17 protein-coding genes are annotated in these 16,750 nt (G+C 69.8%); 2 read left to right on the forward strand and 15 right to left on the reverse strand.

All coding sequences use genetic code 11. The annotated features are described in order from the left end of the window. Window positions 1-80: 80 nt before the first annotated feature. Window positions 81-443 (reverse strand): iron-sulfur cluster insertion protein ErpA, encoded by a 363-nt coding sequence (erpA, locus tag H7694_RS09610; protein WP_193596307.1) that lies wholly within the window; start codon window positions 441-443, stop codon window positions 81-83. A gap of 100 nt (window positions 444-543) precedes the next feature. Then, window positions 544-1,959 carry a dipeptidase gene (locus tag H7694_RS09615; protein WP_193596308.1) on the reverse strand — a complete coding sequence of 472 codons (1,416 nt, stop codon included), beginning with the start codon at window positions 1,957-1,959 and terminating at the stop codon, window positions 544-546. 44 nt (window positions 1,960-2,003) lie between these two features. Between H7694_RS09615 and H7694_RS09620 the strand changes: the two genes are divergently transcribed. Next, window positions 2,004-2,564 (forward strand): DUF3043 domain-containing protein, encoded by a 561-nt coding sequence (locus tag H7694_RS09620; RefSeq protein WP_193596309.1) that lies wholly within the window; start codon window positions 2,004-2,006, stop codon window positions 2,562-2,564. A 74-nt stretch (window positions 2,565-2,638) separates the two neighbouring features. Here H7694_RS09620 and H7694_RS09625 read toward each other — a convergent pair whose 3' ends face one another. The 5 genes from H7694_RS09625 to dnaE all read right to left on the reverse strand — a co-directional run bounded on the left by H7694_RS09625 (window position 2,639) and on the right by dnaE (window position 10,443). Further along, a complete protein-coding gene (locus tag H7694_RS09625) occupies window positions 2,639-3,661 on the reverse strand; it encodes a quinone-dependent dihydroorotate dehydrogenase (protein ID WP_193596310.1) in 1,023 nt (340 codons plus the stop codon). 10 nt (window positions 3,662-3,671) lie between these two features. After that, window positions 3,672-4,148 (reverse strand): transcriptional regulator NrdR, encoded by a 477-nt coding sequence (nrdR, locus tag H7694_RS09630; protein WP_193596311.1) that lies wholly within the window; start codon window positions 4,146-4,148, stop codon window positions 3,672-3,674. An 11-nt stretch (window positions 4,149-4,159) separates the two neighbouring features. Beyond that, window positions 4,160-5,491: a histidinol dehydrogenase gene (hisD, locus tag H7694_RS09635; protein WP_227468054.1), complete on the reverse strand. Its 1,332-nt coding sequence runs from the start codon at window positions 5,489-5,491 to the stop codon at window positions 4,160-4,162. A 4-nt stretch (window positions 5,492-5,495) separates the two neighbouring features. Next, a complete protein-coding gene (locus H7694_RS09640) occupies window positions 5,496-6,824 on the reverse strand; it encodes a hypothetical protein (protein WP_193596313.1) in 1,329 nt (442 codons plus the stop codon). A 100-nt stretch (window positions 6,825-6,924) separates the two neighbouring features. Next, window positions 6,925-10,443 carry a DNA polymerase III subunit alpha gene (gene dnaE, locus H7694_RS09645; RefSeq protein WP_193596314.1) on the reverse strand — a complete coding sequence of 1,173 codons (3,519 nt, stop codon included), beginning with the start codon at window positions 10,441-10,443 and terminating at the stop codon, window positions 6,925-6,927. A 92-nt stretch (window positions 10,444-10,535) separates the two neighbouring features. On the opposite strand from dnaE, the gene H7694_RS09650 reads away from it, so the two are divergent. Continuing rightward, window positions 10,536-11,018 carry an NUDIX hydrolase gene (locus tag H7694_RS09650; protein WP_193596315.1) on the forward strand — a complete coding sequence of 161 codons (483 nt, stop codon included), beginning with the start codon at window positions 10,536-10,538 and terminating at the stop codon, window positions 11,016-11,018. 3 nt (window positions 11,019-11,021) lie between these two features. On the opposite strand, the gene H7694_RS09655 is transcribed toward H7694_RS09650, so the two are convergent. The 8 genes from H7694_RS09655 to ftsZ form a co-directional block, all read right to left on the reverse strand. Next, complete coding sequence (locus tag H7694_RS09655; RefSeq protein ID WP_193596316.1) at window positions 11,022-11,597, reverse strand: GNAT family N-acetyltransferase; 576 nt, start codon at window positions 11,595-11,597, stop codon at window positions 11,022-11,024. A gap of 46 nt (window positions 11,598-11,643) precedes the next feature. Beyond that, a complete protein-coding gene (locus H7694_RS09660) occupies window positions 11,644-12,576 on the reverse strand; it encodes an RluA family pseudouridine synthase (protein ID WP_193596317.1) in 933 nt (310 codons plus the stop codon). Window positions 12,577-12,578: 2 nt separating this feature from the next. Next, complete coding sequence (lspA, locus tag H7694_RS09665; RefSeq protein WP_193596318.1) at window positions 12,579-13,154, reverse strand: signal peptidase II; 576 nt, start codon at window positions 13,152-13,154, stop codon at window positions 12,579-12,581. 7 nt (window positions 13,155-13,161) lie between these two features. Continuing rightward, entirely contained in the window at window positions 13,162-13,740 is a 579-nt protein-coding gene (locus tag H7694_RS09670; protein ID WP_193596319.1) for a DivIVA domain-containing protein, read from the reverse strand. Window positions 13,741-13,884: 144 nt separating this feature from the next. After that, entirely contained in the window at window positions 13,885-14,184 is a 300-nt protein-coding gene (locus H7694_RS09675; RefSeq protein ID WP_227468055.1) for a YggT family protein, read from the reverse strand. Window positions 14,185-14,186: 2 nt separating this feature from the next. Then, on the reverse strand, window positions 14,187-14,660 hold the full coding sequence (locus tag H7694_RS09680) for a cell division protein SepF (RefSeq protein WP_193596320.1): 474 nt from the start codon (window positions 14,658-14,660) through the stop codon (window positions 14,187-14,189). Window positions 14,661-14,704: 44 nt separating this feature from the next. Then, entirely contained in the window at window positions 14,705-15,400 is a 696-nt protein-coding gene (locus H7694_RS09685) for a YggS family pyridoxal phosphate-dependent enzyme (RefSeq protein WP_193596321.1), read from the reverse strand. Continuing rightward, the gene (gene ftsZ, locus H7694_RS09690; RefSeq protein WP_193596322.1) at window positions 15,397-16,536 is read right to left on the reverse strand and encodes a cell division protein FtsZ; all 1,140 of its coding nucleotides are present in this window, start codon (window positions 16,534-16,536) and stop codon (window positions 15,397-15,399) included. Before ftsZ ends, H7694_RS09685 begins: the two co-directional genes overlap by 4 nt. Window positions 16,537-16,750: the final 214 nt, after the last annotated feature.

Consider the following 16,750-nt stretch of genomic DNA (forward strand, 5'->3'; position numbering starts at 1 on the left):
TTCAGATCTCGGACAGGAGCAACCCCAAGTCTAGGGCAACCTCACACCTGATTCATGCCAACCACGCAGGTTGGCGGGTCTCAGTGGAAGCTGTCGCCGCAGGCGCAGCTGCCCGCCGCGTTGGGGTTGTCGATGGTGAACCCCTGCTCCGAGATGGTGTCCTTGAAGTCGATCGAGGCGCCGTCGAGGTACGGAACACTCATGTTGTCGACGATGACCTCGACGCCGCCGAAGTCGACCGTCTCGTCGCCCTCGAGGAAGCGCTCGTCGAAGTAGAGCTGGTAGATGAGGCCCGAGCATCCGCCGGGCTGGACGGCGACGCGCAGACGCAGGTCGTCGCGGCCCTCCTGCTCCAGGAGGCTCTTGACCTTCTGGGCGGCGGCGTCGGTCAGCGAGACGCTGTGTGCGCCGGTGGCCTCTTCGGTCAGTGTGGTGTCGCTCATGGTCACTCCTAACAAACCTGCAGCACGGGCTGCTGCTCACGCCTGAGTCTACCGCCGCGGAAGCGCGCGGGGTTGAGACGCGCGCGTCCGCGACGGACGATCAGGATGCCGAGGAGCGCTCGTTCATGCGCGCCAGGAGAAGCGCTTCGGTGCGCACCGCGTTGCGGAACGTCTCGAGGTGCAGCGACTCGTTCGGGCTGTGGGCGCGCGAGTGCGGGTCCTCGACGCCGGTGACGAGGATCTGCGCGCCGGGGAACTCGCGGACCAGATCGGCGATGAAGGGGATGGATCCGCCGACGCCGAGGTCGACCGGATCGACGCCGTACCCGTCGGCCATCGCACCGCGGGTCAGTTCGACCGCCCACCCCGCCGTGTCGACGAGGAAGCCGTCGCCGAGATCGACATCGCTGAAGGTCAGCTCCGCCCCGAAAGGCGCATGGGCGCGCAGGTGCGTCTCCAGCGCGGCGTAGGCTTCGGCGGCGCTCTGGCCCGGTGCGACGCGGGCGCTGATGACGACGCTCACCTCGGGCAGCAGCGTGTTCGAGGCCTGGGCGACGCTGGTCGCGTCGATCCCGGTGATGGTGATCGAGGGCTTGTTCCAGATGCGCCCGAGGATGTCATCCCGGCCGACCGGAGAGGTGCCGGGCAGCAGGCCGGCCTCTTCGCGGAGCGTCGCCTCGGCGTACTCCGGCGTCTCCCCCGTGCGGCTGGTCATACCGTCGACGGCGACGGCGCCGTCGGCATCCCACAGGGTCGACAGCAGCGTCACGGCGGCCATCATGGCGTCGGGTACCGCACCGCCGAACATGCCGGAGTGCGAGGCGTGCTCGAGGGTGCGGATGCGGAGGGTGAACCGGGCGTTGCCTCGCAGCGAGACGGTGAGGCCAGGAGTGCGGGAGTCGAGGTTGCCGGAGTCGGCGACGACGATCGCATCCGCACGCAGCGCGTCGGCGTTGTCGCTGAGGAAGCGGGCGAACGAGCGCGAGCCGTACTCCTCCTCCCCCTCGATGAACAGCGCGACGCCGAGGTCGAGGTCGTCGCCGAGCACCTCGGAGACCGCGCGCAGCGAGGCGATGTGCGCCATGATGCCGGCCTTGTCATCGGCGGCGCCGCGCCCGTACAGCCGTCCGTCGCGCACAGTCGGCTCGAACGGCGGCGTCTCCCACAGCTCGTCGTCGCCAGGGGGCTGCACGTCGTGGTGGGCGTAGAGCAGGATGGTGGGTCGTCCGTTGCGAGCGGCGCGGGTCGCGAGCACGGCGGGTTGCCCGAATTCCTCGGTGTCGTCGATGTGCGCGCGAAGGACGTGCACCTCGTCGAACACGCCGGTGCCGCGGGCCAGCTCGGCCACGGTATCCGCACTGCGCTCGAGCTGCGACTGATCGAACGCGGGCCACGCGATGCCCGGGATGCGCACCAGCGCTCCGAGATCGGCGAGGGCGGCGGGGATGCCGAGGGCGACGGCCTCGGCGATGGCGGATTCGGCTGCCGGCGGAACCGGCGATACGGGCGAGGTCATGCGAGTAATCTTAAGGTGAACCCGATTCCGAACTGAGGTCGAACGTGCCCAAGCCCACCCCCTCTGCCGACGACGCCCCCGAGACGCCCGCCGCGGGCAAGGGTCGCGCGACGCCCACTCGCGCCGAGCGCGAGGCCGCCAACCGCCGCCCCCTGGTCGCCAACACCAAGGAGGCCCGCGCCGCGGCCAAGGCCGACCTGCAGGCGCGTCGTGAGCGTGCGCGGATCGGCATGGAGCAGGGTGAGGACAAGTACCTGCCCGCCCGCGACAAGGGCCCGCAGCGCCGCTGGGTGCGCGACTACGTCGACGCCGGCTGGCACCTCTCCGAGTGGGTGATGGCGGCGATGCTGCTGGTCATCGTGCTCAGCCTCATGCCGTTCCAGAACGTCCAGCTGTGGTCGATGGCCGCCCTGTGGGCGTACATGCTGCTGGCCGTCCTCGACATGGTGCTGCTCAGCATCCGGGTGAAGAAGAAGGCTGCGGCGAAGTTCGGCGCCGAGCGTCGCGAGCGCGGCCTCGGCTGGTACGCCGCGATGCGCGCACTGCAGATGCGCTTCATGCGCCTGCCGAAGCCGCAGGTCAAGCGCGGTCAGTACCCGGCCTGACCCCCGTACGATCCAGAAAGGCCGCTCGCGCTCAGCGCGGGCGGCCTTCTCGCATGCCGTTCTGTGCTCGCGGCTCAGCGTCGGCGCAGGCCGCGGTTGATCTGGCGCGCCCACAGCGGGCCGCGGTACAGGAACGCGGTGTAGCCCTGCACGAGCGTGGCACCGGCCTCGAGCCGGCGCTGCACGTCGTCGGGCGTCTCGACCCCGCCGACGGCGATCACGCAGAAGTCCGCGGGAACGGCGGTCCTGACGAGGGCGAGCACGTCGAGCGAGCGCTGCTTGAGCGGTGCACCGGAGAGTCCGCCGGCGCCGGCGGCCTCGACGACGGCCGGGTCGGTGCGCAGTCCCTCGCGGGAGATGGTCGTGTTGTGCGCGATGATGCCCGCGAGTCCCTCATCGACCGCGAGCCGGGCGATCGCGGTGATCTCCTCGTCGGGCAGGTCGGGGGCGATCTTCACCAGCAGGGGCGTCGCGCCTGCGGCATCCTTCACCGCGCGCAGCAACGGGGCTAGGGTCTCGACGGCCTGCAGCCCGCGCAGGCCGGGGGTGTTCGGTGACGACACGTTGACCGCGAGGTAGTCGGCCAGCGGGGCGAGCGTGGTGGCAGACGCGACGTAGTCGCCGATCGCATCCTCGACGGCAACGACCCGGCTCTTGCCGATGTTCACGCCGATGACCGCCTTCGGCGCACGGCGGCGCAGCTTGCGCAGCCGGCGGGCGACGACCTCGGCGCCGTCGTTGTTGAAGCCCATCCGGTTGATCACCGCCCGGTCGGCGATGAGGCGGAACAGCCGCGGCTTGGGGTTGCCGTCCTGCGGGATCGCGGTGACCGTGCCGATCTCGACGTGCCCGAATCCGAGGGCATCCAGCCCGCACACGCCGACGGCGTTCTTGTCGAACCCGGCGGCGACGCCGAATGCGGACGGGAAGGTCAGGCCGAGGGTGTGCACCGCCTGCTCGGGACGCGGGGCGCTGATCGCCCGCGCCGCCCACGAGAACGGCGGGACGCCGAGCACGCGGATGACCGCCATGGCGGCGTGATGGGCGAACTCGGGGTCGAGGCGCGACAGGACGGTGCGGAAGAGCAGCGGGTACATTCCTGCCAGGTTACCGCTCGGCGGCGGGCTCCTCCGACCGCGCGTGGTCGGCGCGCAGCTCGCTGATCGACCGCTCGAAGTCCTCGAGCGAGTCGAACTCCTGGTACACGCTGGCGAAGCGCAGGTAGGCGACCTCGTCGAGCTCGCGCAGGGGCCCCAGGATCGCCAGGCCGATCTCGTTGGTGTCCAGCTGCGAGACGCCGGTCTGGCGCACGGCCTCTTCGACCTGCTGGGCGAGCACGGCCAGATCGGCGTCCGTGACGGGACGCCCCTGGCAGGCCTTGCGCACGCCGGCGATGACCTTGTCACGGCTGAACGACTCGATCACGCCCGACCGCTTGATGACCATCAGGCTGGCCGTCTCGGTGGTCGAGAATCGTCCTCCGCACTCGGGGCACTGACGTCGGCGACGGATCGACAGACCGTCGTCGCTGGTGCGCGAATCGATGACTCGGGAATCCGGATGCCGGCAGAAGGGGCAGTGCATGATCTTCCAGCCTACTCGGCGGCCTCCGCGTCGGCGTCGCGGTCCGTGAACCGCGCCTCGACGGCGTCTCCGTGTGCGGGGAGGATCTCGGCGTTCGCCAGCGCCACGACCCCTTCGCGCACGAGGGTGAGTGCAGCGTGGTCGTACTCGATCACCTGCTGCGGGCGCAGGAAGGTGTAGGCGCCCAGGCCCGCGGCGTAGCGCGCCTGTCCCCCGGTCGGGAGCACGTGGTTGCTGCCGGCCATGTAGTCGCCGAGGCTGACCGGCGTCTGGTCGCCGACGAACACCGCGCCGGCGCTCGTGAAGCGCGCGGCGGCGGATGCCGCATCCGTCAGGTGCAGTTCGAGGTGCTCGGGGGCGTAGGCGTTGCTGAACGCCTCGGCCATCGTCCGGTCGTCGACGAGCACGATGGCCGACTGCGGCCCGGCGAGGGCTGCGGCGACGCGCTGCGCGTGCGTGGTCGTCCCGGCGCGCTCGGCGACACGGGCGGCGACCCGGTCGGCGAGCCCGGGCGAGTCGGTGACGAGCACGGCTGACGCCTGCTCGTCGTGCTCGGCCTGGCTGATGAGGTCGGCGGCGATGAGGTCGGCATCCGCGGAGTCGTCCGCGACGATGAGGATCTCGGTGGCGCCCGCCTCGGAGTCGGTTCCGACGACGCCTGCGACAGCCCGCTTCGCGGAGGCGACGTAGTTGTTGCCCGGCCCCGAGACGACATCGACCGGGTCGAGGCCGAGGCCTGCGACGCCGTGCGCGAGCGCCCCGATGGCGCCGGCTCCGCCGAAGGCGTAGACCTCGTCGATGCCGAGCAGCGCGGCCGCGGCGAGGATCGTGGGGTGCACGCGCCCGTCGTGGTCGGCCTGCGGCGGCGAGGCCAGGGCGATGCTGCCCACGCCCGCCACTTGGGCGGGGACGACGTTCATCACGACGCTGGACGGGTACACGGCCTTGCCGCCGGGGATGTACACCCCCGCTCGGGTCACCGGCTGCCAGCGCTGCGTGATGGTCGCTCCGGGGCCCATCTGCGTGATCTGCGGGTCGGGCACCTGGGCGGCCGACGCACGTCGCACCCGGTCGATGGCGGACTCGAGCGCGTGACGGACCTCGGGGTCGATCGATGCGGCGGCCTCGGCGAGGTGCTCGGCGGGCACGCGGATGGCGTGGTCCTCGACCTTGTCGAAGGTCGCCGCCTGCTCGCGCAGCGCTGCCTCTCCCCTGGTCCGCACGTCCTCGACGATCCGGGTGGCGACGGCGAGGGCCTCGGCGCGGGCCTGGGTGGCGCGCGGAACGGCGGCGAGCATGTCGGCGGGTGCCAGGTGCCTGCCGCGGAGGTCGATGGTGCGCACGGGGTCAGCCCTTCGTGATGTCGGTGATGTCGTGGAGGTATCCGATGCGTCCGTCGTCATGGCGGACGACGTACGCGCCGCCGCGGTCCTCGATGACGAGGGCCCAGGCGTGCGGTCCGATGCGGAACAGCGCATGCCCGTGCTCGTCGAGCACGTCACGCTCGGTGGGCGCGAGGATCCAGAATGGTCCGGTCCCGGGCACCGCGGGCTGGGCCTGGTCGCCGCGGTTGCGGCGCAGCGGCGCCTCGACCACCGTCGAGGGCGTGTCAGGCTCGGATTCGACCGCTGTCGCGGGCGGCTCGGGCGCGGATTCGAAGATCTCGTGAAGGGCGCCGATCGGGTCGGTGTGCAGCATGGCGTCCTCGCGCCGGTCCGCCGCCGCGGCACCCGGCCCCGGGGTCGCCGCGGCATCCGAGACTGCACCATCCGAGACCGCGGCATCCGACAGTGCGCCGTCCGAATCTGCGGCGTCCGGCCCCGCACCTGTCGGTGCGGCCTCGGGCGGCGGGATCACCTCGATGGCGCGCGTGGCGTCGGGGTCGTCGGCCGGCGCGGGCTCGATGGCGAAGGACCGCGGTGCGCTCTCGGGGGCGACGGACGGGATGCCGATGCCGTCCTGGGCGCTCGGCGCGGGCTTGGCGTCGGTGGCGGCACTGTCGGTGGCGGCCCTGTCGGTGGCGGCACTGTCGCTGCCTGCGCTGTCGGTGGCGGACCTGTCCGTGGCGGCACCGGCGTCGACCGGCGCGGGTGCCGCGGCGCGGGGTCGGGTGACCACCGGACGCACGGGATTGGCGCTGCGGTGCGCGAGCGTCTCCATGCGGCCCTCGAAATCGTCGCGCAGCCGCGGGATGAGCGGGGCGGCGACGGTGGCGGCCACGAGCGCCAGGCAGGCGAGCAGCGCGACGACGGGTACCCAGCCGATGAGGAGCGCACCGGTGTCGACGGTGGCTGCGACCTGGTGCCACAGCAGCTGCCCCCAGGCGACGGCGGCGACGGATGCCGCGACGGAGGCGAACTGATCGATGCCCAGCGAGCCGACACGGCGGATGCCGTCGGGCGAGAACCGGCGCAGGACGATCAGGAACACGGCCGCCGTGGGCACGCCGATGGTGAGGATCCAGTCGACCCCGCTGCCCCAGACCGCGCGTGCGCCGGGCGAGACCGGGAAGAACGACACCAGGAACGCGAGCGCCCAGGCGCCCAGGATGATCAGCTCGCGCAGGGTGAACCCGAGGATGCCGTACTCCGGCTGCACCTGGTAGTCGTAGAGCACGGCGTCGCCGGCGGGGTCGGGCACGCCCGGTGCTCCGCTGCTCTCCTGCTCGGTGCTCATCAGAGCGGATCCTTTCGTCGCTGATGCTTTCCCACGCGAGTCCCGATCCTACCGACGCCGTCGGCAGCATCCTGTGAGGTGTCTTCGCGACGTGCTCGGGTCAGCCGAGGCAGGTGGGCCCGAGCAGGGACTTGAGGTCGCCGAACAGGTCGGCGGACACCTTGACCGGCATCGGCACCTCGAAGACCTTCGCGGAGCCTCCCCGGTGCACGCGCAGCAGCACCTCGGTGTCGCCGGCGTGACGCCGGAGGATGTCGGCCAGGTCGTTCATCGCCCGCTCGGTCGCCCGCTGCTCGGCGACCAGCAGCGAGAGTGGTCCGGCGGCGTCGAACGAGCCGACGTCGGGCGCGAACGCCGACTGGGCATGCAGGTTCAGCCCGTCGTCACGGCGCGAGACCCGTCCGCGCACGGCGAGGATGGCGTCCTGCTGCAGCGTGTGCTGGAACTCGGTGTACGTCTTGCCCATGAACATGATCGTCACCTCGCCGTTGAAGTCCTCGACGGTGATCATGCCGTAGGGGTTGCCGCTGGCCTTCGCGACGCGATGCTGCACGCTGGTGACCAGACCCGCGACGGTGACCTGGTCGCCGTCCTGCAGATCCTCCGAGGTGAGCAGATCGTTGATCGAGATCGACGCGTGCTTGGCGAGGGGCACCTCGAGCCCGGCGAGGGGATGGTCGGAGACGTACAGGCCGAGCATCTCGCGCTCGAAGGCGAGCTTGTCCTTCTTGGTCCACTCCGGACGATCGGGCACCTTCGCCGGGGCGGCCTCCTCCATCCCGTCGTAGAGGCTGTCGAAGTCGAAGCCGATGGCGCCCTGGGCCTCGTTGCGCTTGCGGTCGACGGCAGCCTCGGTGGCATCCTCGTGGATCTCCATGAGCGCACGGCGGGTGTCGCCCATCGAGTCGAACGCGCCGGCCTTGATCAGCGACTCCACGGTGCGCTTGTTGGCGACGTGCAGGGGGACCTTGTTCAGGAAGTCGTGGAACGAGGTGAACTTCTCGTCCTTGCGGGCCTGGATGATCCCGTCGACGACGTTGCCGCCGACGTTGCGGACCGCCCCGAGGCCGAAGCGGATGTCCTCGCCGACGGCGGCGAAGAAGTTGATCGACTCCGAGACGTCCGGCGGCAGCACTCGGATGCCCATGCGACGGCATTCGTTCAGGTACAGCGCCATCTTGTCCTTCGAGTCGCCGACGCTGGTCAGCAGCGCGGCCATGTACTCGGCCGGGTAGTGCGCCTTGAGGTAGGCGGTCCAGTACGACACCAGTCCGTATGCGGCCGAGTGCGCTTTGTTGAACGCGTAGTCCGAGAAGGGCAGCAGGATGTCCCACAGCGCCTTGATCGCGGCCTCGCCGTAGCCGCGCTCCTTCATGCCGCCCGAGAAGCCCTCGTACTGCTTGTCGAGCTCGGACTTCTTCTTCTTGCCCATCGCGCGGCGCAGGATGTCGGCCTGGCCGAGGCTGAACCCGGCGACCTTCTGCGCGATGGCCATGACCTGCTCCTGGTAGATGATCAGACCGTAGGACTCCTGCAGGATGTCCTTGAGCGGCTCCTCCAGCTCGGCGTGGATCGGCGTGATCGGCTGCTGGTCGTTCTTGCGCAGGGCGTAGTTGGTGTGCGAGTTCGCACCCATCGGGCCGGGACGGTAAAGCGCGATGAGAGCCGAGATGTCGCCGAAGTTGTCGGGCTTCATCAGGCGCATCAGCGACCGAAGCGGCGGGCTGTCGAGCTGGAACACGCCCAGGGTGTCGCCCCGTGCGAGCAGTTCGTAGACGGCGCGGTCCTCAAGGCCGAGGTGCTCGAGGTCGAGCTCCTCGCCGCGGTTGAGGCGGATGTTGTCGAGCGCGTCGGAGATGATCGTGAGGTTGCGCAGCCCCAGGAAGTCCATCTTGATCAGGCCGAGCGACTCGCAGGACGGGTAGTCGAACTGCGTGACGATCTGGCCGTCCTGCTCGCGCTTCATGATCGGGATGATGTCGAGGAGCGGATGAGACGACATGATCACACCGGCCGCGTGCACGCCCCACTGGCGCTTCAGCCCCTCGAGCCCGAGCGCCCGGTCGAAGACCGTCTTCGCCTCGGGATCGGTGTCGATAAGGGCGCGGAACTCGCTGGCCTCCTTGTACCGCGGGTGGGCCGAGTCGTACATGCCGCTGAGCGGCATGTCCTTGCCCATCACCGCAGGCGGCATCGCCTTGGTGAGGCGGTCGCCCATGCTGAACGGGAAGCCGAGCACGCGTCCGGCATCCTTCAGCGCCTGCTTGGACTTGATCGTGCCGTAGGTGACGATCTGGGCGACGCGCTCGGAGCCGTACTTCTCGGTGACGTACTCGATCACCTCGCCGCGGCGGCGGTCGTCGAAGTCGACGTCGAAGTCGGGCATCGAGACACGATCCGGGTTGAGGAACCGCTCGAAGATGAGGCCGTGCTCGAGCGGGTCGAGGTCGGTGATCTTCATAGCGTAGGCGACCATCGATCCGGCACCGGAGCCTCGGCCGGGACCGACGCGGATGCCGTTGTCCTTGGCCCAGTTGATGAAGTCGGCGACGACGAGGAAGTAGCCGGGGAAGCCCATCTGCAGGATGATGCCGACCTCGTACTCGGCCTGCTTGCGCACCTTGTCGGGGATGCCGCTCGGGTAGCGGTAGTGGAGGCCCTTCTCGACCTCCTTGACCAGCCAGCTGTCCTCGGTCTCGCCGTCGGGCACCGGGAAGCGGGGCATGTAGTTCGCGGAGGTGTCGAATTCGACCTCGCAGCGCTCGGCGATCAGCAGCGTGTTGTCACACGCCTCGGGGTGGTCGCGGAACATCTGGCGCATCTCCTGCGCGGTCTTGATGTAGTAGCCGTCGCCGTCGAACTTGAACCGGTTCGGGTCGTCCATCGTCGAGCCGGACTGCACGCACAGCAGCGCCTCGTGCGCGTCGGCCTCGTGCTGGTGCGTGTAGTGCGAGTCGTTGGTCGCGACCAGCGGGATGTTCAGGTCCTTCGCCAGGCGCAGCAGGTCGGTCATGACCCGTCGTTCGATGGACAGACCGTGGTCCATGATCTCGGCGAAGTAGTTCTCCTTGCCGAAGATGTCCTGGAACTCCGCGGCCGCAGCGCGCGCCGCGTCGTACTGGCCCAGCCGCAGCCGGGTCTGCACCTCGCCCGAAGGGCACCCGGTGGTGGCGATCAGGCCCTTGCCGTAGGTCTGCAGCAGCTCGCGGTCCATGCGCGGCTTGAAGTAGTAGCCCTCGATGCTGGAGAGCGAGCTGAGCCGGAAGAGGTTGTGCATCCCCTCCTTGCTCTGGCTCCACATCGTCATGTGGGTGTACGCACCCGAGCCGGACACGTCGTCGCTCTTCTGGTCGGGTGATCCCCATGCCACCCGCGACTTGTCGCTGCGATGCGTGCCGGGGGTGACGTAGGCCTCGAGGCCGATGATCGGCTTGACCCCGGCGGCGCGGGCCGCGTTGTAGAACTCGAAGGCGGCGAAGGTGTTGCCGTGGTCGGTCACCGCGATGGCGGGCATGCCGTAGTCGGCGGCCGCCTGGGTCATCGCCCCGATCTTCGCGGCACCGTCCAGCATGGAGTATTCGCTGTGGACATGCAGGTGCACGAAGGAGTCGGAGGCCATGCATCGAGTCTACGTTCGACCACCGACAGGGGCGGCCCCGGCGCCGGGTCCGGAGGCGGGTTCAGCCCACGCCGCCGGATACGCTGAACGTCATGCCCACCCCTGACTTCGTCCTCGCGCTGCGCGAGCACATCGGAACCGAACCGCTCTCCCTCGTCGGCACGACCGCGGTCGTGTTCCGCGACGAGAAGGTGCTGCTCGGCAAGCGCGCCGACAATGGCGCCTGGCAGACGATCGCAGGCATCGTCGAGCCCGGTGAGGAGCCGGCGGATGCTGCGGCACGCGAGTGCCTGGAGGAGGCGGGCGTGGTCGTCTCGGTCGACCGCCTCGCACTGGTGCAGCAGCTGCCCCGGATCACCTACCCGAACGGCGACCAGGTCGACTATCTCGACATCGTGTTCCGCTGCACGTGGATCTCGGGCGAGCCGCACCCGGCCGACGGCGAGCTGACCGAGGTCGGCTTCTACGACCTCGCCGCGATGGGCGACGTGGATGACGCGCACGTGCGCAAGATCGCCCTGGCCATGGCCGAGGACGACCCTGCGCACTTCCGTGGCGGTCGCGTCAGGCGCTGAGCCTCACGGGCGCAGGTCCAGCCTCATGAGCACGCGCGGGAAGCCGTCGAGCACCGAACCGGTGTCGGCTGCCTTCTCGAAGCCGGCACTCTCGAACAGTGCTCGCGTGCCGACGTACGCCATCGTCTGATTCACCCTCTCGCCCCGGTTGTCGACCGGGTAGCCCTCGACGACGGGAGCCCCGCGCTCGCGGGCGTACCCGACGGCGCCGCCGATGAGGGCATGCATGACCCCCTGCTTCCGATGTCCGGGGCGCACGCGGAAGCACCACAGCGACCACACATCGAGATCGTCGACGTGCGGGATCAGCCGGTTGCGCGCGAAGCTCGTGTCACGGCGCGGATGCAGGGCCGCCCAGCCGACCGGCTCGCCGTCAAGGTAGGCGATCACGCCGGGAGGCGGATCGTGGTCGCAAAGCTCGCGCACGCGATCCGCCCGCGCCTGTCCCCGCAGGGCGACGTTCTCCTTGTTGCCGATGCGGTAGCTCAGGCAGAAGCACACGTTCGATGCGGGATTCTTCGGCCCCACCACGGCCGCGACGTCGTCGAACCGTGTCGCCGCTCTTACCTCGATGCTCACCAGCGCAGTCTTGCGCAGGGCACCGACATCCGGTGCAGCGACGCGCTCAGCCTGCCCTGCGGCCGGGGTCGAGCACCTCGAGGGCGTGCTGGAAATCAGCGGGGTACGGCGACTCGAACTGCACCCACTCCCCCGTCGCCGGGTGGGCGAACGCGAGCCTGTGCGCGTGCAGCCACTGCCGGGTCAGGCCGAGCCGCGCCGACAGCGTCGGGTCGGCCCCGTAGAGCGGGTCGCCGACGCACGGATGCCGGTGTGCGGCCATGTGCACGCGGATCTGGTGCGTGCGACCGGTCTCGAGATGGATCTCCAGCAGCGATGCCGAGGGGAACGCCTCGAGCGTCTCGTAGTGGGTCACCGACGGCTTGCCGTCTGGAACGACGGCGAACTTCCAGCTGTGGCTAGGATGCCGCCCGATCGGCGCGTCGATGGTGCCCGACAGCGGATCCGGGTGCCCCTGCACGACCGCGTGGTAGATCTTCTCGACCGTGCGCTCCTTGAACGCGCGCTTGAGCGCCGTGTAGGCGCTCTCGGTCTTCGCGACCACCATCAGGCCGCTCGTGCCCACGTCCAGCCGGTGCACCACGCCCTGGCGTTCGGGGGCGCCGCTGGTCGCGATGCGGAAGCCGGCTGCGACGAGGGCTCCGACGACGGTCGGCCCCTCCCATCCCAGCGAGGGATGCGCCGCCACACCGGTCGGCTTGTCGACGACGACGATGTCGTCGTCGTCGTGCACGATGCCGAGTTCCGGAACCGCGATCGGGACGATGCGCGGTTCCTCCCGGGGCGTCCAGCTCACCTCGAGCCAGCCGCCCGCCCGCAGCCGGTCGGACTTGCCCAGTGGCGCGCCGTCGAGGCTGACTCCGCCGGCTTCGGCGACCTCGGCCGCGAAGGTGCGCGAGAAGCCGAGCATCTTCGCGAGGGCGGCGTCGACGCGCGCCCCGTCCAGGCCGTCCGGGACGGGCAGGCTGCGGTGCTGCACGCTCAGGCCTCGCTCGGCGCGGCGGCGGTGTCAGCGGCAGAGGCGTCCTCGTCGTGCTTGACGTGATCGCGCTCGCGCGTGCCGTCCAGGCGCAGGCCGAGCACGACCATCAACGCGACCGCGATCATGCCGGTGACGATGAAGATGTCGGCCACGTTGAAGATCGCCGGCATCATCCACGGCATCGAGATCATGTCGATGACCTCGCCGACGGCGAAGCCGGGCTCACGGAACAGCCGGTCGGTGAGGTTGCCCAGCACTCCCCCGAGAAGGCAGCCGAGGATGACGGCCCAGAGACGCGAATGCACGCCCAGCGTCTTCCAGACGATCACGCAGGCCACGATCGCCAGGGCGATCGTGAAGATCCACGTCATGCCCGCGCCGATCGAGAACGCGGCGCCGGGGTTGCGGATGTGGAACAGCTGGAGGAACTCCCCCAGCACCGGGACGGCCTCCCGGTAGGGCAGGTGCTCGATGGTGAGGTACTTCACAAACTGATCGGCGGCCAGTACGAGCGCCGCGAGAATCGCGACGATCGCACCGGCCGCCGACCGACGAAGTGGACGACGTCCCGCCAAGGTCGACCTACAGGCCGATGGCGGAGACGGGGGTCGAGTCCGTCGACGACTTCTGGTCGAGGTCGCGCAGCTGGCCCTCGATCATGGCGCGCAGCTTGCTGCGGTAGTCGCGCTCGAACTCGCGCAGCTCGGTGATACGACCCTCGAGCGTGTTGCGCTCGCGCTCGAGACGAGCGGACTCCTCGCGCTGCTTGGCCTGAGCCTCAGTGCGGATCCGGGCGACCTCGGCCTCGGCCTCGTCGATGAGCTCCTTGCGCTTGGCCTCGCCCTCGGCGACGTGCTCGTCGTGCAGGCGCTGCGCCAGCTCGATGATGCCCGCGGAGGTGCCCGTGGCAGACGCGTCGGCGGCAGCGGCCGGGGCGGCCGGCGCAGGAGCGGCCGGGGCGGGAGCCGCGGCGGCCGGGGCGCTCTGACCCGACTCGAACGCGGCGAGCTTGGCCTTCAGCTCGTTGTTCTCCTCGATGGTCTTGCGCCACTCAACCACGATCTCGTCGAGGTAGTCGTCGACCTCTTCCGGGTCGAAGCCGTCCTTGAATCGGACGTGCTGGAACTCCTTGTGGACGACGTCATCCGGGGTAAGTGCCATGGGTGGCTCCTCTTTCGATGAGTTCTTTCGGCCAGTCGTTGAATGACGGCGCAGTGTTTCAGTCGACGCGTACCCGGGGCGCGCGCCTGGGAGCCAAGCATAGCCCCCCAGTCTGTGCGGCGCGACGAGAAGCGCCGCGATCGATCAGGTCAGCCCGCGGACCACGGACATCAGGATGAGCACGACCAGCATCGTCAGGGCGAACCCGAAATCCAGTGAGATGGTGCCCAGGCGCAGGGGCGGAACGAGCCGCCGGAAGAACCGGATCGGCGGGTCGGTCAGCGTGTACGCGAGCTCGGCCAGCACGAGCCCGGCGCCCTTGGGACGCCACTGCCTGTTGAACAGCGGGATGTAATCCAGCACGAGCCGTGCGATGAGCACGAGCACGTACAGCGTCAGCACCAGTTCGACGATGCCGCCGATGATGCCGAGCACGTCCCCCAAGGTCAGGAGTCGAACGACGCGGATTCGGCCTGGGCGAGACCGCCCTGGCCGGAGACCGCGATGTTCTCGGGCGACAGCAGGAAGACCTTGCTCGTGACCCGCTCGATGCGACCGTACAGACCCAGCGAGAGACCGCTCGCGAAGTCGATGAGGCGGCGCGCGTCGGCGTCGCTCATCTGCGACAGGTTGATGATCACCGGCACGCCCTCGCGGAAGTTCTCGGCGATGATCTGCGCGTCGCGGTACTGCTTGGGGTGAACGGTGAGGATCTCGTTGACCGCGCCCGCGGAGGGCTGACGCACGGCGGTGGGCCGGCGCAGCGGCGTGACCGGTGCGGGCGACTGCTCCTCGCGCTCGCGTTCGCGCTCGCGCTCACGGGGCGCGCGGGCGGGCGCCTGCGACGCCTCCTCCTGGTAGACCTCTTCCTCGTCGGCGAGGCCGAGATACACCATGGTCTTCTTCAGCGGGTTACCCATCGTGTCCTCCGGTTCGAACGTTGCGGGCTGGTCTGGTTGAAAGGTTAACCCCGGTCGGGGCGCGGTCCTGTGATTGCCGAACCGATGCGCAGGTGTGTCGCCCCCGCGTCGATCGCCTCGACGAAGTCGCCGGTCATGCCGGCGGAGATCCAGGTCGCCTCGGGGGCGATACGGCGGATGCCGTCGGAGACGTCCCGCAGCCGCGCGAACGCGGCGGCGGGCTCCTCGTCGAGCGGCGCGACGGCCATGACGCCGCGCAGCCGCAGCGAGCCCAGCCCCAGCACGTGCTCGGCGAGTGCCTCGGAATCCGCGAGCGTGGTGCCGCCGCGGCCGGCATCCTGCGTGAGGTTCACCTGCACGAGGACGTCCAGCACCCGGTCGTCGTCCGCCGCACGGTGAAGCGCGTCCGCCAGGCGGATGCGGTCCACCGAGTGCACGGCATCGGATGCCCGCCGGATGGCGCCGGCCTTGTTGGTCTGGGCCTGTCCGATGAAGTGCCAGCGCAGGTCGTCGTAGCCGGATCCCTCCGACTGCTGAAGCTCGGCGCGCTTGGCCGTCATCTCCTGCTGGCGGTTCTCGCCGACGTCCCTGACGCCCAGCGCGTGCAGGTCGCGCACGAGCTGGGCGGGGTGGAACTTCGTGACCACGATGCGGGTGATCTCATCCGGATCGCGGCCCGCCCGGCGAGCGGCGTCGGCGATCCGCTCGTCGATCGCCGACAGCCGGGCAGCGAGGGTCACTTCAGGAACTCGGGGATGTCGATGTCGTCGTCCGAGAAAGCCGGCTCGAGGCTCGGCGCCACGGGTGCGGCGACGACGGGCTTCTCGGCCTCGGCGCGCGGCTCGGGGGCCTTCTCGTCCAGGCGCACCTCGGGCAGCGGCGTGCTCGCGGGACGCTCCACGACCATCGGCTCCAGGCGGGGAGCGGGCTCGCCGCCGTCGAAGCCGGCCGCGATCACGGTCACGCGCACCTCGTCGCCGAGAGTGTCGTCGATGACCGTTCCGAAGATGATGTTCGCCTCGGGGTGCGCGGCCTCCTTGACGAGGTCTGCCGCGTCGTGGATCTCGAAGATGCCGAGGTTCGAGCCACCCTGGATCGACAGCAGCACGCCGTGCGCACCCTCGATCGAGGCCTCGAGCAGCGGAGATTCGACGGCGAGCTCGGCGGCCTTGATGGCCCGGTCGGCGCCGCGGGCGGAGCCGATGCCCATGAGCGCCGATCCGGCACCCTGCATCACCGACTTCACGTCGGCGAAGTCGAGGTTGATCAGGCCGGGGGTCGTGATGAGGTCGGTGATGCCCTGCACACCGGCGAGCAGCACCTGGTCGGCGGTGGCGAAGGCCTCGATCATCGAGATGCCGCGATCGCTGATCTCGAGAAGGCGGTCGTTCGGCACGACGATGAGGGTGTCGACCTCTTCCTTCAGCTTCGCCACGCCGGCTTCGGCCTGGCTCTGGCGGCGGCGACCCTCGAACGAGAACGGCTTGGTCACGACGCCGATGGTCAGCGCGCCGATGGACTTCGCGATGCGCGCGACGACCGGCGCGCCGCCGGTGCCGGTGCCGCCACCCTCTCCGGCGGTGACGAAGACCATGTCGGCGCCGGTGAGGGCCTGCTCGATCTCCTCGGCATGGTCCTCCGCGGCACGGCGTCCGACCTCGGGGTCGGCTCCCGCACCGAGTCCGCGGGTCAGTTCGCGGCCCACGTCGAGCTTGACATCAGCGTCGCTCATGAGCAGAGCCTGAGCGTCGGTGTTCACGGCGATGAACTCGACTCCGCGGAGCCCGAGTTCGATCATGCGGTTCACGGCGTTGACGCCGCCACCGCCGACGCCGACGACCTTGATCACGGCGAGGTAGTTCTGGTTCTGGCTCATGGCCGGCCTCCGATATTCGAGCCTGACGAGGGATAAACCTTAAACCTCAACGAGAGGGTTAAACTATTTCCCGGTATTGCGTTCTCGAGATCGACGGTATGCGCAAGCCCCGCCTGCGCGCGCAGCGACACGGCGTGTCGTCGCGATCCCCCGCGGATGCCGTCCATCGGGGCCTCGAACCGGCATTCCGCGGGTCGTCGCAGCACCGGCCGAC

The organism is Microbacterium sp. YJN-G, assembly GCF_015040615.1.
Classification (GTDB): domain Bacteria; phylum Actinomycetota; class Actinomycetes; order Actinomycetales; family Microbacteriaceae; genus Microbacterium.

Excerpts from the sequence above, each read along its gene's own strand:
- H7694_RS09680 (WP_193596320.1), bottom strand. The coding sequence starts at position 14,660 with ATGGGTAACCCGCTGAAGAAGACCATGGTGTATCTCGGCCTCGCCGAC.
- H7694_RS09640 (WP_193596313.1), bottom strand. The coding sequence starts at position 6,824 with ATGAGCACCGAGCAGGAGAGCAGCGGAGCACCGGGCGTGCCCGACCCC.
- dnaE (WP_193596314.1), bottom strand. The coding sequence starts at position 10,443 with ATGGCCTCCGACTCCTTCGTGCACCTGCATGTCCACAGCGAATACTCC.
- H7694_RS09625 (WP_193596310.1), bottom strand. The coding sequence starts at position 3,661 with ATGTACCCGCTGCTCTTCCGCACCGTCCTGTCGCGCCTCGACCCCGAG.
- nrdR (WP_193596311.1), bottom strand. The coding sequence starts at position 4,148 with ATGCACTGCCCCTTCTGCCGGCATCCGGATTCCCGAGTCATCGATTCG.
- H7694_RS09670 (WP_193596319.1), bottom strand. The coding sequence starts at position 13,740 with ATGGCACTTACCCCGGATGACGTCGTCCACAAGGAGTTCCAGCACGTC.
- erpA (WP_193596307.1), bottom strand. The coding sequence starts at position 443 with ATGAGCGACACCACACTGACCGAAGAGGCCACCGGCGCACACAGCGTC.
- H7694_RS09615 (WP_193596308.1), bottom strand. The coding sequence starts at position 1,959 with ATGACCTCGCCCGTATCGCCGGTTCCGCCGGCAGCCGAATCCGCCATC.
- ftsZ (WP_193596322.1), bottom strand. The coding sequence starts at position 16,536 with ATGAGCCAGAACCAGAACTACCTCGCCGTGATCAAGGTCGTCGGCGTC.
- H7694_RS09650 (WP_193596315.1), top strand. The coding sequence starts at position 10,536 with ATGCCCACCCCTGACTTCGTCCTCGCGCTGCGCGAGCACATCGGAACC.